Origin of the sequence: Streptomyces mutabilis (assembly GCF_014649815.1) — a bacterium.
GTDB lineage: Bacteria > Actinomycetota > Actinomycetes > Streptomycetales > Streptomycetaceae > Streptomyces > Streptomyces mutabilis.
Map to the genome: position 1 here is coordinate 12,735 of NZ_BMTT01000034.1, position 17,087 is coordinate 29,821.

General features: G+C 70.9%; 7 protein-coding genes. All 7 read left to right on the top strand.

What is annotated here, in order from left to right; translation table 11 throughout:
• Positions 1–25 precede the first annotated feature (25 nt).
• Entirely contained in the window at positions 26–8,671 is an 8,646-nt protein-coding gene (locus IE142_RS37580; RefSeq protein ID WP_191889191.1) for an SDR family NAD(P)-dependent oxidoreductase, read from the top strand.
• On the top strand, positions 8,668–13,584 hold the full coding sequence (locus tag IE142_RS33320; protein ID WP_191889192.1) for a type I polyketide synthase: 4,917 nt from the start codon (positions 8,668–8,670) through the stop codon (positions 13,582–13,584). The genes IE142_RS37580 and IE142_RS33320 overlap by 4 nt, the downstream gene beginning before the upstream one ends.
• 79 nt (positions 13,585–13,663) lie before the next feature.
• A complete protein-coding gene (locus IE142_RS33325; protein WP_191889193.1) occupies positions 13,664–14,929 on the top strand; it encodes a hydroxymethylglutaryl-CoA synthase family protein in 1,266 nt (421 codons plus the stop codon).
• 27 nt (positions 14,930–14,956) lie between these two features.
• A complete protein-coding gene (locus IE142_RS33330) occupies positions 14,957–15,715 on the top strand; it encodes a polyketide synthase (protein WP_191889194.1) in 759 nt (252 codons plus the stop codon).
• A 53-nt stretch (positions 15,716–15,768) separates the two neighbouring features.
• A complete protein-coding gene (locus IE142_RS33335; protein ID WP_191889195.1) occupies positions 15,769–16,011 on the top strand; it encodes an acyl carrier protein in 243 nt (80 codons plus the stop codon).
• The gene (gene fabG / locus IE142_RS33340; protein WP_229831128.1) at positions 16,008–16,751 is read left to right on the top strand and encodes a 3-oxoacyl-[acyl-carrier-protein] reductase; all 744 of its coding nucleotides are present in this window, start codon (positions 16,008–16,010) and stop codon (positions 16,749–16,751) included. The genes IE142_RS33335 and fabG overlap by 4 nt, the downstream gene beginning before the upstream one ends.
• Positions 16,752–16,856: 105 nt before the next feature.
• The coding region (locus IE142_RS33345) for a carboxyl transferase domain-containing protein (protein ID WP_306432642.1) at positions 16,857–17,087 on the top strand (231 nt) is incomplete at its 3' end.

Below are 17,087 nucleotides of genomic sequence, written 5' to 3' on the forward strand. Positions count from 1 at the left end.
ACGAGGCCCAAGACAGGTGAGTGACATGACCCAGCAAGACCCGACGACCGCGGCGCCCGGCGTGCGCCACTGGACGGCCGGCTGGCAGCCGGCCGGCCACGGGCCCGAACGGGAGACATCCCGCGCGGGCGGCCGCATCCTGCTGTTCGCCGTCGAGGGGGACATCGAGAGCGCCGTGCGCGAGGCAGCGGCGGCCGCGGACCCGGCCACAGACGTCGATGTGGTCCGCTCCCCCGGTCAACTGGTCGCCGCGATCGAGCGCGGCCCGGTGCCCCACCGCATCCTGCTGCACCGCGGGCCCGCTGCCGTACCCGGCGGGCCCGAGGCGGCGGAAGAGGAGTTCTTCCTGCTCTTCCGGCTCACCCGGGCGCTGCTGGCGCGCAGGCCCGAGCACGAGATCCGGCTGGTCCACGCCCATGTGGAGCGGGACGGCGAGACGCGGCCCGAGTGTGCGGCCGCCGGTGCCTTCAGCCGCGTGGTGGGCCTGGAGAAGCCCGCCTTCCGCTTCCGCACCGTCAGCGTCGTACGCCGGCCCGGTGCCGGTCTGCGCGCCGAAGCCGAGGAACTGCTCGCGGAGTTCGCCCGGCCGGACGGAGAAGCCGAGGTCCGCCACGATGGCGGTCAGCGCTGGGTACGGCGGCTGCGCCCGCTGAGCGCCCCGCCGGTCTCCGCCGCGCCGGTCCCGGTGCGTGCCGGCGGCGTCTATCTGATCACCGGCGGCCTGGGCGGGCTGGGTCTGCTCTTCGCCCGCGAGCTGGCCCGGCCGACGCCGGTCACGCTGCTGCTGACCGGGCGCCGGCCTCTGGACGCCGACGCGCGTGCCGCCCTTGCCGAGCTGGAGCGGACCGGCGCTCAAATCCGCTATGTGCAGGCCGACGTCAGCACGCCCGACGGGGCCGTCACCGCGGTCCGCGAGGCGAGGGCCGCCGGCCCGCTGGCCGGAGTGATCCACTCGGCGGGCGTCGTCCGGGACTCCCTCCTGCCGCGCAAGAGCGCCGAGGAGGCGGCGGAAGTGCTCGCCGCCAAGGTGCGCGGCACGCTGCTGCTGGACGAGGCCCTCGGTGAGGAACCGCTGGACTTCTTCGTGCTGTTCTCCTCGCTCGCCGGAACCCTGGGCAACGTGGGCCAGGCCGACTACGCGTTCGCCAACGCCTACCTGGATCACTGGGCCCGCCGTCGGGAGGACGCGCGGCGGCGCGGCCTGCGCAGGGGCCGGACCGTCGCCCTCGCCTGGCCGCTGTGGGACGAGGGCGCGATGCGCGGTGACGCCGGGCACGCCCGTGCGGAACTGGGGTTGCATCCGCTGGCCACGCCCGAGGGTGTCAGGGCCTTCCACACGGCCTTGGCCCTCGACGAGCCCCATGTCGTGGTGATCAAGGGTGAACAGCGGACCTGGGACCTGCTGGCGTCCCCTCTTCCTCAGCCGGCTCCCGTCGCCGTGGACCCGGCGCCCGGTGCCGACGAGGATCCGCGGCTGCGCGCCCGGACCCGGGCGCATCTCGTCGATCTCGTCGCCCGGTACACGAAGCTGCCCACGGCCGACATCAGGACGGATGTCTCCTTCGGCCGGTACGGGATCGAGTCGATCATGGTCATCGCGATGACCGAGGAGCTGGAGAGCGAGCTGGGACAGCTGTCCAAGACGCTGTTCTTCGAGTACGACGGCATCGACGAGCTCACGGGACACCTGCTCCGCGTCAAGGCCGCCGAGCTGCGTGCCCGCTTCGGCCTGTCCGCCGCTGCGCCCGCCGCCGGGCGGGGGCACGACGCGACCCGCGACGGGGACTCGCCGCGACCGGAGGGACCGGTCGCTGCGCCGCCGCCCTCGGTCCCGGGCCGGCTGTCCGGCAAGTGGGACCTGCTCGCGGCCCGCAGCCGCGGAATCCGCCCTGCCGTGCCGACGGCCTCGGCCACCACGGCCCCGGCGCCCGCCCCTCCGGTCACGGCGCCCGCCCCTCCGGTCACGGCCACGGCCCCTCCGGTCACGGAGACCGCCCCGGCGACGGCATCCGCTCCGCCGCAGCCCTCTTCCGACACGGACGACATCGCCGTCATCGGGATCGCCGGCCGCTACCCGCAGGCCGCCGACCTGGACGCCTTCTGGCAGAACCTGCGCACGGGAACGGACAGCGTCACCGAGATCCCCGCCCGCCGTTGGGACCACACTCCGTACTTCGACGAGGCGAAGGCCAAGCCCGGTAAGTCCTACAGCCGGTGGGGCGGATTCCTCGACGGCATCGAGCTGTTCGACCCGCTCTTCTTCAACATCGCGCCCGCCGAGGCCGAATTCCTCGATCCCCAGGAGCGCCTCTTCCTGGAGACGACCTGGCAGGCCGTCGAGGACGCCGGCTATGCGCGCCGGTCCCTCGCCGGCAAGAAGGTGGGTGTCTTCGCCGGCGTCATGTTCGGCCAGTACCAGCTGCTGTCGACAGACCGTCACGGTGGCCGGCTGCACGGGAACTCCTCGTACGCCTCGGTGGCCAACCGGGTCTCGTACGTCTTCGACTTCCACGGGCCGAGCATGACCATCGACACCATGTGCTCGTCCTCGCTGGTGGCCGTCCACCAGGCGTGCGCGAGCATCCGCAGCGGCGAGTCGGAACTCGCCCTCGCGGGCGGCGTCAACGTGATGGTCCACCCCTCGAAGTACGTCGGGCTCAGCCAGGGCACCTTCCTGTCCAGCGACGGCCGTTGCCGCAGCTTCGGCGCGGGCGGTGACGGCTATGTGCCGGGCGAGGGTGTCGGCGTCGTCCTGCTGAAGCCGCTGAGCCGGGCCGTGGCCGACGGCGACCACGTCCACGCCGTCATCAAGGGGAGCGCCGTCAACGCGGGCGGCCGCACCAGCGGATACTCCGTGCCCAACCCGCACGCGCAGTCCGAGCTGATCACCGAGGCGCTGGAGCAGGCAGGCGTCGACCCGCGCACCATCTCCTACGTGGAGGCCCACGGCACCGGCACCGCGCTCGGGGACCCCATAGAGATCACCGGTCTGTCCAAGGCCTACCGCCGCTACACCGCGGACCGCCAGTTCTGCGCCATCGGCTCGGTCAAGTCCAACATCGGCCACCTGGAGTCGGCCGCGGGCATCGCCGCCCTCACCAAGGTCATCCTTCAGATGCGGCACCGCCAGCTCGTGCCGTCCCTGCACGCGGACCCGCCGAATCCGCTGATCGACTTCGCGGACTCGCCGTTCACCGTGCAGCGGGAGCTGCGGGACTGGGAGCGCCCGACCGGCCCGGACGGTGCCGGCCTGCCCCGGCGTGCGGCGATCAGTGCTTTCGGCGCCGGCGGGACGAACGCCCATCTCATCGTGGAGGAGTCCGTCGAGCGCGACACGGCGCTGCGGCCGGACCCTGCCGAGGGGGAGGAGCAGGTCTTCCTGCTCTCCGCCCAGACCGGCGACGCGCTCGTCGCGCAGGCCCGGCGACTGGCCGGGTTCCTCGACCGCTGCACCGGAGCCGCCGCGGCCGCCGCGACCCGCACCGGCGACGAGGTACTCGGACAGGTCCGGGCCGCGCTCGCCGACATCCTCGGCGTGGGCCGTGACGAGATCGACCCGGACGAGCCCTACGCCGATCACGGCCTCGATGCCTACGGCCTGGTCCTGTTGCACGAGCGGCTGCGTGCGCAGGTGTGGCCCGACCTGCCGCAGGACCTGATCGTCCAGGAGCCGACCGTGGCCCGCACGGCTGCCCGCATCGCCGGCGCACTCGGTCTGCCCGGCACACCGGACGCCGGGTCGGCCCCGGCGAGCGGCGCTCCGTGCGCGGCCGACCTGGCCTTCACGCTGCAGACCGGCCGCGAGCCGATGGCCGAGCGGCTGGCCGTCACCGCGACCGGCCTGGAGGGGCTGCGCAGCGGCCTGCTCGCCTTCCTGGACGGGCGGGACATGCCCGGCGTGCGCCGCGGCTCGGCCGAGGAGGACGACCACCGGCTGCATCCCCTGCTGCATCACGAGGTGACCCGCACCTACACCCGGGGCCTGCTGGACGGCCGGCGGCTGGACGAGGCGGCCGAGCTGTGGGTGATGGGGGCGGACGTGGACTGGGCCGCGCTGTGGGCGGGGAAGCGGCCGAGGAGGGTGTCGCTGCCGTCGTACCCCTTCGCCCGTGAGGCCCACTGGATCGTCCAGGTGACCGCGGACGGCCCGCTGTTCCCCGGTGAGACCCAGCCCGGACCGGCCGCCGTCCCGCCCGCCCCGGCGGCTCTGCCCGCGGCCCGCGAGACCCCGGCGGCCGAGGAGCGGTCCACCAGCGGCTATGACGTGGTGCTGGCCGACCTCAAGCGGTCCTTCGGCGCCGTGCTGAAGATCCCGGAGGCGCGGCTGAGGCCGCGGACCCCGTTCGAGGACTACGGCATCGACTCCGTCCGCATCGCCCAGCTCAACCGGGTCCTGGAGGAGACCTACGGGTCTTTGCCGACCTCGCTGCTGTTCACGTACAAGGACCTGGACGCCCTGGCGCGCCACCTGTCCGCGACGCACGCCGACCGCGCCCCGCGTCCCGCGGTCCACGAGACGCCGACGGTCACAGAGCCCGTTCCGGTCCCGGCGGACAGCGAGCGTGCGCCGGCCCCGGCGAACGGCGCGGACATCGCCGTGATCGGCGTCAGCGGGCGCTACCCGAAGGCCGCGACACTGCGGGAGTTCGAGGCGAATCTGGCGGCGGGGCGGGACTGCATCACCGAGATACCCGCCGAACGCTGGGATCACCGTGACTACCCGGACATCGCCTGCCGGTGGGGCGGCTTCCTCGACGACGCCCTGACCTTCGATCCGTCCTTCTTCGCCCTGTCCCCGAACGCCGCCGCCTACATGGACCCCCAGGAGCGCCTGTTCGTCCAGAGCGTGTGGCACTGCATCGAGGACGCGGGTTACACGCCGGAGTCCCTCTCCGACCCGGAGGCGGGGGACCGGCGCGGCAACGTCGCCGTCTACGCGGGTGTGTCCTTCAACGAGTACGGGCTGTACGGCGCGGCCGACCTCGCGGCCGGACAGGACGTGCCGATCGACGCCCAGCTCTACTCGGTCGCGAACCGAATCTCGTACCTGCTGAACCTGCGTGGTCCCAGCTTGGTCGTCGACACGGCCTGCTCGTCCTCGCTGTACGCGATCCACCTGGCCTGCCAGGCGCTCCGACACGGCGACTGCGACCTGGCCATCGCCGGCGGCGTGAACCTCAGCCTGCACCCCAGCAAGTACCTCACGCTGGACATGTTCAACTTCCTCGCGCCGGACGGGCACTGCAAGAGCTTCGCCGACGGCGGCAACGGCTATGTGCCCGGCGAAGGTGTCGGCGCGGTCCTGCTGAAGCCGTTGGCGCGGGCCATCGCCGACGGCGACCACATCCACGGCGTCATCAAGGGCTCGGCCGTCAACCACGGCGGCAAGACCAACGGGTACACCGTGCCCAACCCGGTGGCACAGACCGAGGTCGTGAAGGCCGCCCTGGAGCAGGCCGGGGTCGGCGCGGACAGCATCAGCTACCTGGAGGCCCACGGCACGGGCACCTCGCTCGGCGACACCATCGAGGTCGAGGCGCTCAGTGCCGCCTTCGACGGCGTGCCGTCCGCCGGGGCGCACTGCGCGGTCGGTTCGGTGAAGTCCAACATCGGGCATCTCGAAGCCGCCGCCGGTGTCTCCCAGCTGACCAAGGTGCTGCTCCAGATGCGCAGCAAGCGGCTCTTCCCCAGCCGACTGAACGCCGACCGCGTCAACCCCGAGATCGACTTCTCCCGCACCCCGTTCCGAGTCCAGTTGGAGGAGGCATCGTGGCAGCCCGCGCGGCGCGCGGACGACGGGACGCCCTACCCGCGACGAGCAGGCATCAGCTCCTTCGGCGTCGGTGGCGTCAACGTGCACATGGTGCTGGAGGAGTACACGCCACAGCCGCGTCACACGCGTGCGGTGGACTCCGGCCCTCACCTGCTGCCGCTGTCCGCCCGGACGCCCGAGGCATTGCTCCGCCACGTGAGCGGGCTGCGGGACTTCCTGCGGCAGGACGCTCTACCCGGCCTCGCCGACATGGCGTTCACCCTGCAGACCGGCCGCAGGGCACTGCCCCACCGTGTGGCCTTCGTCGCCGCCGGGCACGGCGAACTCGCGCAGCAGGTCGAAGCCTTCCTGACGGCACAGGGCAGGGACGCCGCGGGCCCCGGGGTGTTCGCCGGGGACACCCGCTCGGACTCCGGGCCCGAGGACGCGGACCCGGCGGCCTCGGCCGGACGACCGCAGGACCGTGACCGGCTCGGTGACGTCGCCCGCCGCTGGGTCCGGGGAGCCGACATCGCCTTCGGCGCCTGGTACGAGCGGCAGCCGGGGCAGCGCGTGCCGCTGCCGGGCTACCCCTTCGAGAAGGAGACGTACTGGCTGTACCGGGCCCCGGTGCGGGCGGCCGCCACGCTCAGCCCGCAGCCGGAGTCGCAGGAGTCCAGGGAGCCGCAGGAGACCCGCGAGACCCAGGAGACCCAGGAGGCCCCGGAGGCACTCGAGTCCGCTGAGTCCTCACCGGCGCAGGAGGCGCGGCCCGAGGCAGATCCCGCGGGCGCCCCCGAGGCCGGTGGCCGGGGTCCGGACCCCGCGTTCATGCTGCGGCTGGCCGACGAACTCCCGGACGAGCGCCTCGACCTGATGACGGAGTTCGTCCAGCTCCGGGTGGCGGACCAGCTGGGCTTCACCGAGGACCGGCTGCCGGAGACCGACCGGGGCTTCTTCGACCTGGGCATGGACTCCATCACCGCCACCCGGACGCACAACCTGCTGGAGAAGCTCTTCGGCCAGGAACTCGATCTCCAGCTCTTCTTCAACTACCCCACGATCCGGGACGTCGCGGAGTACATCCTCGGCCTGCTGGACGTGGACTCGTACGAGCCGCCGGTGAACCCGGCGCCGCGGACCGCGGCGGAACCGCTGTCGGCCGATGCGGCAGACCGGAACGGGCTGCCCGGCACGGACGGCGAGGAGGAGACCCGGACGTGGCTGCTCACCCGTGAGTGGAGCGAGTCCCCGGAGCAGTCGAGCACCGCCGGCAACCCAGTGACGGGCCGGACGGTGGTGCTCTTCGACACCACCGAGACCCTGCGCTCCGCGCTCACCGCCCTCCCGGCGGACGCGCGGCCCGGGAGGGTCGTCCTGGTGCGGCCCGGCACCGGCTTCCGGGAGCTGGACGAGGACCACTACGAACTCGCCCCGGCGGACCGTGCCGACTACGGCAAACTCTTCGCGGCCCTCGCCGGACGCGGTGTCGACGTCGACGGCGTCATCCACTTCTGGTCCGAGGCGGGCAGCGAGCCCGAGCGGATCGCGACGGCGCTGGAACGCGGAGTGTACGCCCTGACGGCCCTCAGCCAGGCAGCGCTGGACGGCCTCCCCGCCCGGCCCCCGCGGATGTTGTACGCCTTCGCCAACCAGTCCGGCGCGGCGGCACCCGAGAACCGCGGCGTCGGTGGCTTCGTGCGGGCGGCGCGCATGGAGAACCCGAAGCTGCTGTACAAGACGGTGGAGTTCACCCGGTCGAACCTCAGCCGGGAGCGCATGGCGCAGGCCCTGATGGCGGAGTTCGCCCGGCCGGACCAGGAGATCGAGGTGCGGCACGACGGCAGACAGCGTCTGGTACGCACCTGCCGTCCGGTCACGGCCGACGCGATCGGCTCCGCGCGGCCCCGGTTCACCACCGGCGGCGTGTACCTGGTCACCGGCGGACTCGGCGGTCTCGCCGAGCTCGTCACCCGCCGCCTGTGCGGGGAGCACCGGGCCAAGGTCGTGCTGGTGGGCCGCGGCGAGGCCGACACGGAGGCCACGCGGCGGCTGCGTTCCTTCGGCCGCCACGGCGCCGAGGCCGTCTATCTGCGTGCCGACGTCGGGGACCGGGACGCGGTCACCGCGCTGGTCACCGAGGTGAAGTCGCGCCACGGCCGGATCGACGGCGTCGTGCATGCGGCCGGCGTGCTGCGGGACGGCTCGCTCCCGGCCAAGCGGCCGCAGGAGATGGCGGACGTGTTCCGCGCCAAGGTGTTCGGCACCCGCCACCTCGACGAGGCGCTGCGCGACGAACCGCTGGAGTGCTTCGTCCTGTTCAGCTCCCTGGCGGGCGTGCTGGGCAACTTCGGACAGAGCGACACCTGCTTCGCCAGCAGCTATCTCGACGCCTTCGCCGAGTACCGGGAGCGGCAGCGTGAGCGCGGCGCTCGTCACGGGCGCACCGTCAGCGTGGACTGGTCCTTCTGGCGCGACGGCAAGCTGCGGGCCGATGAGTCGGTCCTGACCTTCATGCGCGGCCGGCTCGGCATCGGCCTGCTGGAGGAACAAGAGGGCTGGCAGGCCCTGCGGACGGCGACCGGACTGGCCGACCCGCAGGTCATCGCGGTCAAGGGTGTCCTCGAGAAGATCGCGCGGGTGCTGGGTGTGACCGGTCCGGACATCGGGCGGGCGCTGCCCGTGCCACCGGCCGACGACGTCCCGGCGACGGAAGACGACACCGTCCGGGTCCAGGGGGACCAGGACGGCATGGACGCCCTGGACGCCGCAGACGTCACGGGCGCTTCGGACGGATCGGATGCCACAGGCGCCGTGGACGACCTGGCCGCCTTGGACGCCATGGACGAGGACGACCTCGTCGCCCTGCTGGAGAAGGAAATGGAACTGAGCATGAACGCTGAGGACGGTGTGGCATGAGCGTGCAACAGCAGAGCAGGACGGCCGAGGCCCTGAAGCAGTCGGTCGTCACGATCCAGTCGCTGCGTCGCAAGCTGGAGCAGATGAAGCAGTCGGCGGCCGAGCCGATCGCCGTGGTCGGCATGGCCTGCCGTTTCCCGGGCGGCTGCGACACGCCTGAGAAGTACTGGTCCTTCCTGAGCGGCGGCGGCGTCGGCGTGCGCGACGTGCCCGAGGATCGCTGGCCCTTGGAGGAGTACTTCGATCCGAACCCCGGCACGCCCGGGAAGATGTACATACGCCAGAGCAACTTCCTGGCCCGGGACGTGTCCTCGTTCGACGCCCGGTTCTTCAAGATCTCCCCGGTGGAGGCCAACGCCATGGACCCGCAGCAGCGTCAGCTGCTGGAGGTCTGTTGGGAGGCGCTGGAGAACGCCGGGCAACGACCGGACGAGTTGCGCGGCACCTCCACCGGGGTGTTCGTCGGCGTATCGAGCAACTCCGAGTACGGCCAGCTGGTCGAGGATTCCGACGACGTCAACCAGTACATCGGCACCGGTACCACCTCCAGCGTGGCCTCGGGGCGCATCGCCTACGCCTTCGGTTGGAACGGACCGGCCATCTCCCTCGACACGGCGTGCTCCTCGTCACTGGTCAGCACCCAGCTGGCGGTCGAGTCGCTGCGCCGCGGCGAGTGCGGGATGGCGGTGGCCGGCGGGGTGAGCATGATGCTGGCACCCGGCGTCATGGCCTCGCTGTGCGCCATGAACGCGCTGGCACCGGACGGTCGTTCCAAGCCGTTCGACGCCTCGGCCGACGGCTACGGCCGTGGCGAGGGCTGCGGCATCGTGGTTCTCAAGCGCCTGTCGGACGCGCGACGGGACAAGGACACGGTGTACGCGGTGATCCGCGGCGGCGCCGTCAACAACGACGGCGAGAGCAGCGGCCTGACGATCCCCAACGGGCGCGCGCAGAAGTCCGTCCTGGAGCAGGCGTTGAAGAACGCCGGACTGACCGCCGACGTCGTCGACTACCTGGAGACGCACGGCACCGGCACGCTGCTCGGCGATCCCATCGAGATCGACGCCATCAACCAGGTGTACGGCCGGGCCCACAGCGCCGAGCACAAGCTGATGCTCGGCGCGGTGAAGGGCAACATCGGCCACCTGGAGAGCGCGGCCGGTGTCGCCAGCCTCATCAAGGCCGCGCTGGTGCTGCACCACGGCGCCGTGCCGCCTATCGCGGGCCTGCAGGAGCTCAACCCGCGCATCCAGCCGATGAGCCAGGCGCTCACCTTCCCGAGCAGCGCCCTGTCGTGGCCGGCGAAACCCGAGCGGCCCCGGCACGTGGGTGTCAGTTCCTTCGGTTTCAGCGGCACCAACGCACACATGATCCTTTCCGAGGCGCCGGCCGACACCGCGGACGGTGACGGCGGCACGGACCTGCCGTCCTCGCTGCTGACGCTGACCGCGACGGACGAGAACAAGCTCGTCCGCCAGATCCGCCTCTTCGACGAGTACCTGGCGGACAACCCGGGCGCGTCGATCGAGGACCTGTGCTACACGACCAACGCCTGCCGAGCCGCGTTTCCCCACCGCTCGGTCTTCCTGGGAAGCTCCGTGGCAGACCTGCGGGACGGCTTCGGTGCGGTGCTCGGGGCGTACGAGGACAAGGGGACCCTGTACTCCGACGCCTCGGTGGTCCTCGGGAGCAGCCACGGCTCCGACCGGTACAACGCCAAGCGCACCCTGTTCACCACGTTCGGCGACGGCCGGACGTACACCGCGCGTACCGACGAGGAGATCAAGCCGAAACTCGCCTTCGTCCTCGGCGGTGACCCGGGGAGCACGTTCGAGGCTGCCCGGTCCCTCTGCCTCCAGTTCCCGGCCTTCCGCGAGACGCTGACGGCGTGCCTGTCGCTGTTCGAGCCGGCGTACGGCCCGCAGTTTGCCGCCTTCGAGCGCGAGGGCGCCGCTCCGGCAACCGACCAGGAACGCCAGGCCTGGCTGTTCGCATCGCAGTACGCCCTGTACCGGCTGCTGGAGGGGTACGGGATCACCCCGCAGATCGCCTTCGGTGAGCGCACCGGCTCCCTGGTCGCCGCGGTGGTGACCGGCGGCCTGAGCCTGGAGTCCGCGGTCCGGCACTGCGTCGAACTGGCCGCGCTGCACCGCTCCAGTGCCCCGCTGGCCTTCGCCCGAGTGCTACTCGACGGCGGGCAGGCCGCTGTCGACGCGGCGCTCGCGACCGCGGCCGACCGGGTGCACCTGTCGGCGGTGTACTCGCCGTCGGAGTGGGTGCTCTCCGGCGAGAGTGCCGCCCTGGACGCCGTCACCGCCGAGCTCCGCTCCGCCGGGGCAGACGTCGTCCCCGAGTCCGCCCACTGGCCGTCGGCCGGGTACGCGGCGCGGGCCGGTTCCTGGCGGCAAGCCGTCGAGCGGGAGACCTACCGCCGGCCCGGCCTGCGGTACCAGTCCCCTCACACCCTGCTGACCACGCACAAGTCCCAAGACCTCCAGCAGGACATCGCGGAGAACTCTTTGACCGCTCCCATCCGTTACGGCGAAGGACTGGAGGCGCTGTACGAGCAGGGCTACCGCTTCTTCGTGGAGCTGGGCTCGACGCCCGCCCGGGCCACCCTGCCTGTCCTGGACCGTGCCGACGTCGTGACGGTCCGCCCCGTCGACGGCGCGCCCGCGCTGGACAGCCTGCTGCGGGCGCTGGCCCAGGTGACCTGCCTCGGCGCCACCCTGAACTGGGGACCGCACTACGCGGGCCGGGGCCGCACCAAGCTGATGCTGCCGAACTACCCGTTCGAGCCGAGCCGTCACTGGCTCACCAAACCCGAGGAGGAGTCCGCCGGGCTCCAGAGCAGGCTCGCCGGCCGCGTCAGCCGGAGCGGCCTGGACGGTGAGGCGCTGAACCTGCCCGTGCGGCAGAAGCAGTACCTGTACACCCTCACGCACGGCAACTTCCCCGAGCTGCTCGACAACTCCGGCGTGGTACACGTGGGCTACTTCCTGGAGATGCTCCGGGAAGTCATGCGTCAGTCCCAGGGCGACCGCCCGCTGCGGGTGACCGGCATGCAGTTCTTCAGCCCTGTCATGGTCTTCGCCGACGAAGTCAAGGAGGTGCTGCTCCTCCTCGACCCGGACGACGGCGGCGGCATGGAATTCCAGTTCCACAGCAGGAACGCCGGGACGGCGAACTGGGGCCTGAACGTGCAGGGCCGGATCGCCGCTGTCGACCGGGTCGACCACTCCGACAGGGTCGCCCTCGACGAGGTGAGGAACGAGAGCGACCGGCACGCCACGGGCGAGGAGTTCTACCGGACGCTGGAGAAGATGGGCTTCCACTTCGGCCCGGCCGTGCGCTGGGTCGACGAGGTCTGGCAGCGCCCCGGCGACGGCCTGGTCCGCTTCACCGAGCCGGACCGGGACGCCGCAACGCGCGCCTACGCGCTCGGCTTCCACCCGGGTGTGCTCGACAGCTGTGCCCAGACCTGCAACTACGTGGCCATCGGTCACACCCCGGACGGCAGGAAGTTCATGGTGTCCGAGCTCGACGACATCGTGCTGCGGCCCGGCGCCGCGCCGCGGGAGCTGTACGCCCTCGTCGAGGTGCCCGTGTACGACGGCGACCAGCAGGAGGTCGTCACCGGCTTCCGGCTCGTCGACGGCTCCGGGACCCCGGTGGTCTCGGTCGGTTCCATCCGGCTGAAGGAGTTCGACGACGCCAAGCTCGGCGAGATCAGAAGCCTGATGGACTCCGCCGCGCTCGACAAGGGTGGCGAGGACCGGGACTTCCTGCTGCGGTACGCCAACGTCGACGCTGAGCGCAAGTACGAGATGGTCCTGGAGCGTCTGCGCGGACTGCTGGCGCTCATCCTGGAGATGGAACTGGACGAGGTCGGTCTGGACGAGGACATGCGCAACTTCGGTCTGGACTCCATGACCGGTCTGCGATTCTTCAACAAGACCAACCAGCTCCTCGGGTCCGACATCTCGCTGGCCGACGTGGTGCAGAGCAAGGACCTGCGGGACATGGCCCGGCGTGTGGTCGACGCGCTGCCGGGCGGCACGGGCGAGCTGCAGACGGCTCACTCGCAGCCCTACGACCATGACCTGACCGTGGACCACTGGATCTACGCCCGTCGGCAGCAGCCGCAGGCCAAGGTCCGGCTCTTCTGCTTCCCGAACGGCTTCCGCAACGCCGACCTGTTCGACGACTGGAAGGACGAGCTCGGTCCGGACATCGACGTCTGCCCCGTCGTCCTGCCCGGCATCGACAGCCTGCGGCTCGAGGAGAGGCCGCCGGCCGACATCGAGGAGTTCATGCGCGTCCTCGAGCAGGTCATCACGCCCGAGCTGCTGGACATCCCGTGCGCCACGTTCGGCCACAGCTGGGGCTCGCTGTTCTCCTTCCGTCTGTCCCACCGCCTCGGCCTGAACCCGGACGCCCGGCTGCTGAAGACCTTCGTCTCCGGGTTCGCCGCACCGAGCGCGCCCAACCCGACCATCGTGAAGATCCTCGACCAGGTGGGCCAGCACGGTATGACCCGGATCCCCACCTACGAGGAGATCCGGCACGACCAGGACATGGTCCGTACGGTCGTCCACGCCTACATGAACGGCTGGGGCTACTCCGAGGACGAGGCCCGGGCCACGCTGCCGCAGCTGCTGGCCGCGTGCAGTGTCATCGACCGCTACACCCACGACACCGCGGAGAAGTTCACCACGCCCATCACGGCCTTCTACGGCGTCGACGACTGGGTGGCGTCGGAGGAGACCAAGCTCTGGGAAGGGCTGACCTCCGGCGACTTCACGCTGCACACCATGGCCGGCGACCACCAGTTCATCAACAAGAACCAGTCCGAGGGCCGGCTGCTGGCCCTGATCCGCGAGGAACTGCTGGGCGCCGTCCGCGCCTCCTGAACCTGCGGCACCGTCCCGTCGACACGTCCGGCCGCGCGGCCCCGAGGCCGCGCTGCCGGACCGGAAACGTGAGGAACACATGGAACGGCGCTCAGCCGGCATCGAGGCGATCAACTTCTACGGCGGCTCGACGTACGTGGACGTCACCGAACTGGCCCAGTACCGGCAGCTTGACAACGAACGCTTCGCGAACCTGCTGATGCACGAGAAGTCGGTGGCTCTGCCCTTCGAGGACCCGGTGTCCTTCGCGGTCAACGCCGCCAAGCCGCTGGTGGACGCGCTGGCCCCGGAGGATCGCGACCGCATCGAAATGCTGATCACCTGCACCGAGTCGGGCATCGACTTCGGCAAGTCGATCAGTACCTATGTGCACGACCACCTCGGGCTCAGCCGCAACTGCAGGCTGTTCGAGGTGAAGAACGCGTGCTTCTCCGGCACGGCCGGCTTCCAGAACGCGGTCAACTTCGTCCTGTCCCAGGTGTCGCCCGGGGCCAAGGCCCTGGTGGTCGCGACCGACATGGCCCGGTTCCGGGTCGCCGAGGGCGGCGACGCACTGTCGGAGGACTGGTCGTTCGCCGAGCCCAGCGGCGGCGCCGGCGCGGTCGCGATGCTGGTCAGCGACACCCCGCACATCTTCAGCGTCGACGTGGGCGCCAACGGCTCATACGGCTACGAGGTGATGGACACCTGCCGTCCGGTCCCGGACAGCGAGGCCGGCAACGCCGACCTGTCGCTGATGTCCTACCTGGACTGCTGCGAAGCCGCCTACCGCGCCTACGAGCGGCGGGTGGACGGCGTCGACTACCGCACCACCTTCGACTACCTGTCGTTCCACACGCCGTTCGGGGGCATGGTGAAGGGCGCCCACCGCACGATGATGCGGCGGATCTGCAAGGCCAAGGCCCCGGCCGTCGAGGAGGATTTCGGGCGCCGGGTCGCACCGGGCCTGGCGTACTGCCAGCGCGTCGGCAACATCATGGGCGGCACGGTCTTCCTCAACCTGCTCAGCACGATCGCCCATGGCGACTTCGACGCTCCCCGCCGGATCGGGATCTTCTCCTACGGCTCCGGGTGCTGCTCGGAGTTCTACAGCGGAGTCGCCACCCAGGGCAGCCGGCACCGCGTCCGTGCCATGGGCATCGACAAGGTCCTCGACGACCGGTACCGGCTGAGCATCGAGCAGTACCTGCGGCTGATGAAGGAGAACGACGTCATCGCCTTCGGCACCCGGAACGTCGAGCTGCAGCTCGACGTGGTCCCGGAGGTGCTGGACAGCATCCGCGGCACCGGGCGCCTGGTGCTGGAGCGCATCAACGAGTTCCACCGGGAGTACGCATGGATCTGACCGACCGGCCCGCCACGGGGGAGCGCGATGAGTGACGTGGTCACGGTGGAGGAGGCGGCGGACGGTGTCGCCCTGATCGTCATGGCGGACCGGGCGCACAAGAACACCTTCACCGACGATCTGGTGTCCGGCCTCGGAGACGCCTTCCGGCAGGTCGGGAGCGATGAGCGGTTCCGGGCGGCGGTCCTGACCGGCTACGGCAGCTACTTCTGCTCCGGCGGCACCCGCGAGGCGCTGCTGGACATCCAGGCGGGCAGGGCCACGTTCGTCCGCGACGAGGGCCGGCCCAACGTGTACGCGCTGCCGCTGGACTGCCCGGTCCCCGTCGTGTCCGCCATGCAGGGGCACGCCATCGGCGGCGGTCTCGCCATGGGGCTGTTCGCCGACTTCGTGATCCTCGCCCGCGAGAGCGTCTACACGGCGAACTTCATGAAGTACGGCTTCACCCCGGGCTTCGGCTCCACGCTGGTGTTCCCGGCCAAGCTGGGGCCGGTCCTCGGCCACGAGCTCCTGCTGACCGCCCGGACCTTCCGTGGGGCCGAACTGGCGGCGCGCGGTGTCCCCTTTCCGGTACACCCCCGAGGTGACGTCTTGCCCACAGCCCTGGAGCTGGCCCGCGGCCTCGCGGAAAAGCCGCGCCGCTCGCTGGTCACCCTCAAGGACCGCCTGGTGCTCGACCTGAGGGAGCGTCTGCCGCGGGCGGTCGAGGAGGAACTGGCGATGCACGAGATCACCTTCCACCAGCCCGAGGTCCGGGAGCTGTTGATGAGCCGCTACGGCGAATAGCCGAGCCGCCCGCGAGAGAAGCACTCGGAAGCAATGAGAAAGCGAAAGTGAATATGAGCCAGGATCAGATATTCCAGACCCTGAAGGAAGTTTTCGTCGACGTCGTGCCTGAGGTCGAAATCGACCGCATCACGCTCCAGGACAGCATGCGCGACCTCGGCGCCAATTCGATCGACCGGGCGGAAATCATCACCGAGACGATGGAGCAGTTGGACATCGCCGTGCCGATGGTGAGTTTCGCCGAGGCCCGGAACATCGGCGACATCGTCGCCGTCCTGGCCGGTGAGGGGGCGTGACGGTGAGACTGGCCGGCAAGGTCGCGATCGTCACCGGCGGATCCCGCGGGCTGGGCAAGGCCATGGTGCTCCGGCTGGCCCAGGACGGCGCGACGGTCGCCGTCATCTACGCCAACGACGAGGCGAGTGCCGAGGAGACCAAGCGGGAGGCCGAGGCGCTGGGCGGCACCGCGCAGATCTACCGTTGCGACGTGACCGACTCCGAGCAGGTCTCCCGAACCGTCAAGGCGGTCACCACCGAACTCGGACCGGTCGACGTGCTGGTCAACAACGCAGGCATCATCCGGGACGGCCTGGCCGCGTCGATCAGGGACGAGGACTTCGACGCCGTCCTGAACACCAACCTCAAGGGTGCCTTCCACTTCATCAAGCACTGCTACTTCGGCTTCATCCGCAGGCGCAGCGGCTCCATCATCAACATCTCGTCGGTGTCCGGACTCTTCGGCAGTGCCGGCCAGGCCAACTACGCGGCGGCCAAGGCCGGACTGATCGGTCTGACGAAGACCATCGCCAGGGAGCTCGGAGAGCGCAACGTCCGCTGCAACGTGGTGGCGCCCGGAATCATCGAGACGGACATGACCGAGCACATGGTCGACGATCCGAAGAAGCTCGACCCGATACCGATGCGGCGCGTCGGACGGCCGGAGGAGGTTGCCGGTCTGGTCGCCTTCCTGGCGAGCGACGAGAGCTCGTACGTCACCGGAGAGGTGATCCGGGTCGACGGCGGCATGGCGATGTGACCCGCCCGGCGGCGGGTGCACCGGTACCCGCCGCCGGGCGCGTACCGCGACGGCGTGCACGGTACGCCGTCGCCTCCTGATCGACGACAACGGGGAGACGACACAGTGAGTCAGGACGTACAGACGGCCGACGCGCGCGGGCGCACCGCCGAGCTGCACGGGATCCGTGCGCAGGTGCTGGGCGGACCGAGCGAGAAGGCGACGGCGGCGCAGCACGCCAAGGGCAAGCTGACCGCGCGGGAGCGCATCGAGCTGCTTCTGGACCCGGGGTCCTTCCGGGAGGTCGAGCAGTTGCGGCGGCACCGGGCGACCGGGTTCGGCCTGGAGACCAAGAAG

What these genes read in the sequence shown, in the direction of transcription:
- IE142_RS33330 (WP_191889194.1), top strand. Translation starts at nt 14,957, where the DNA reads ATGAGTGACGTGGTCACGGTGGAGGAGGCGGCGGACGGTGTCGCCCTG.
- IE142_RS33325 (WP_191889193.1), top strand. Translation starts at nt 13,664, where the DNA reads ATGGAACGGCGCTCAGCCGGCATCGAGGCGATCAACTTCTACGGCGGC.
- IE142_RS37580 (WP_191889191.1), top strand. Translation starts at nt 26, where the DNA reads ATGACCCAGCAAGACCCGACGACCGCGGCGCCCGGCGTGCGCCACTGG.
- IE142_RS33335 (WP_191889195.1), top strand. Translation starts at nt 15,769, where the DNA reads ATGAGCCAGGATCAGATATTCCAGACCCTGAAGGAAGTTTTCGTCGAC.
- IE142_RS33320 (WP_191889192.1), top strand. Translation starts at nt 8,668, where the DNA reads ATGAGCGTGCAACAGCAGAGCAGGACGGCCGAGGCCCTGAAGCAGTCG.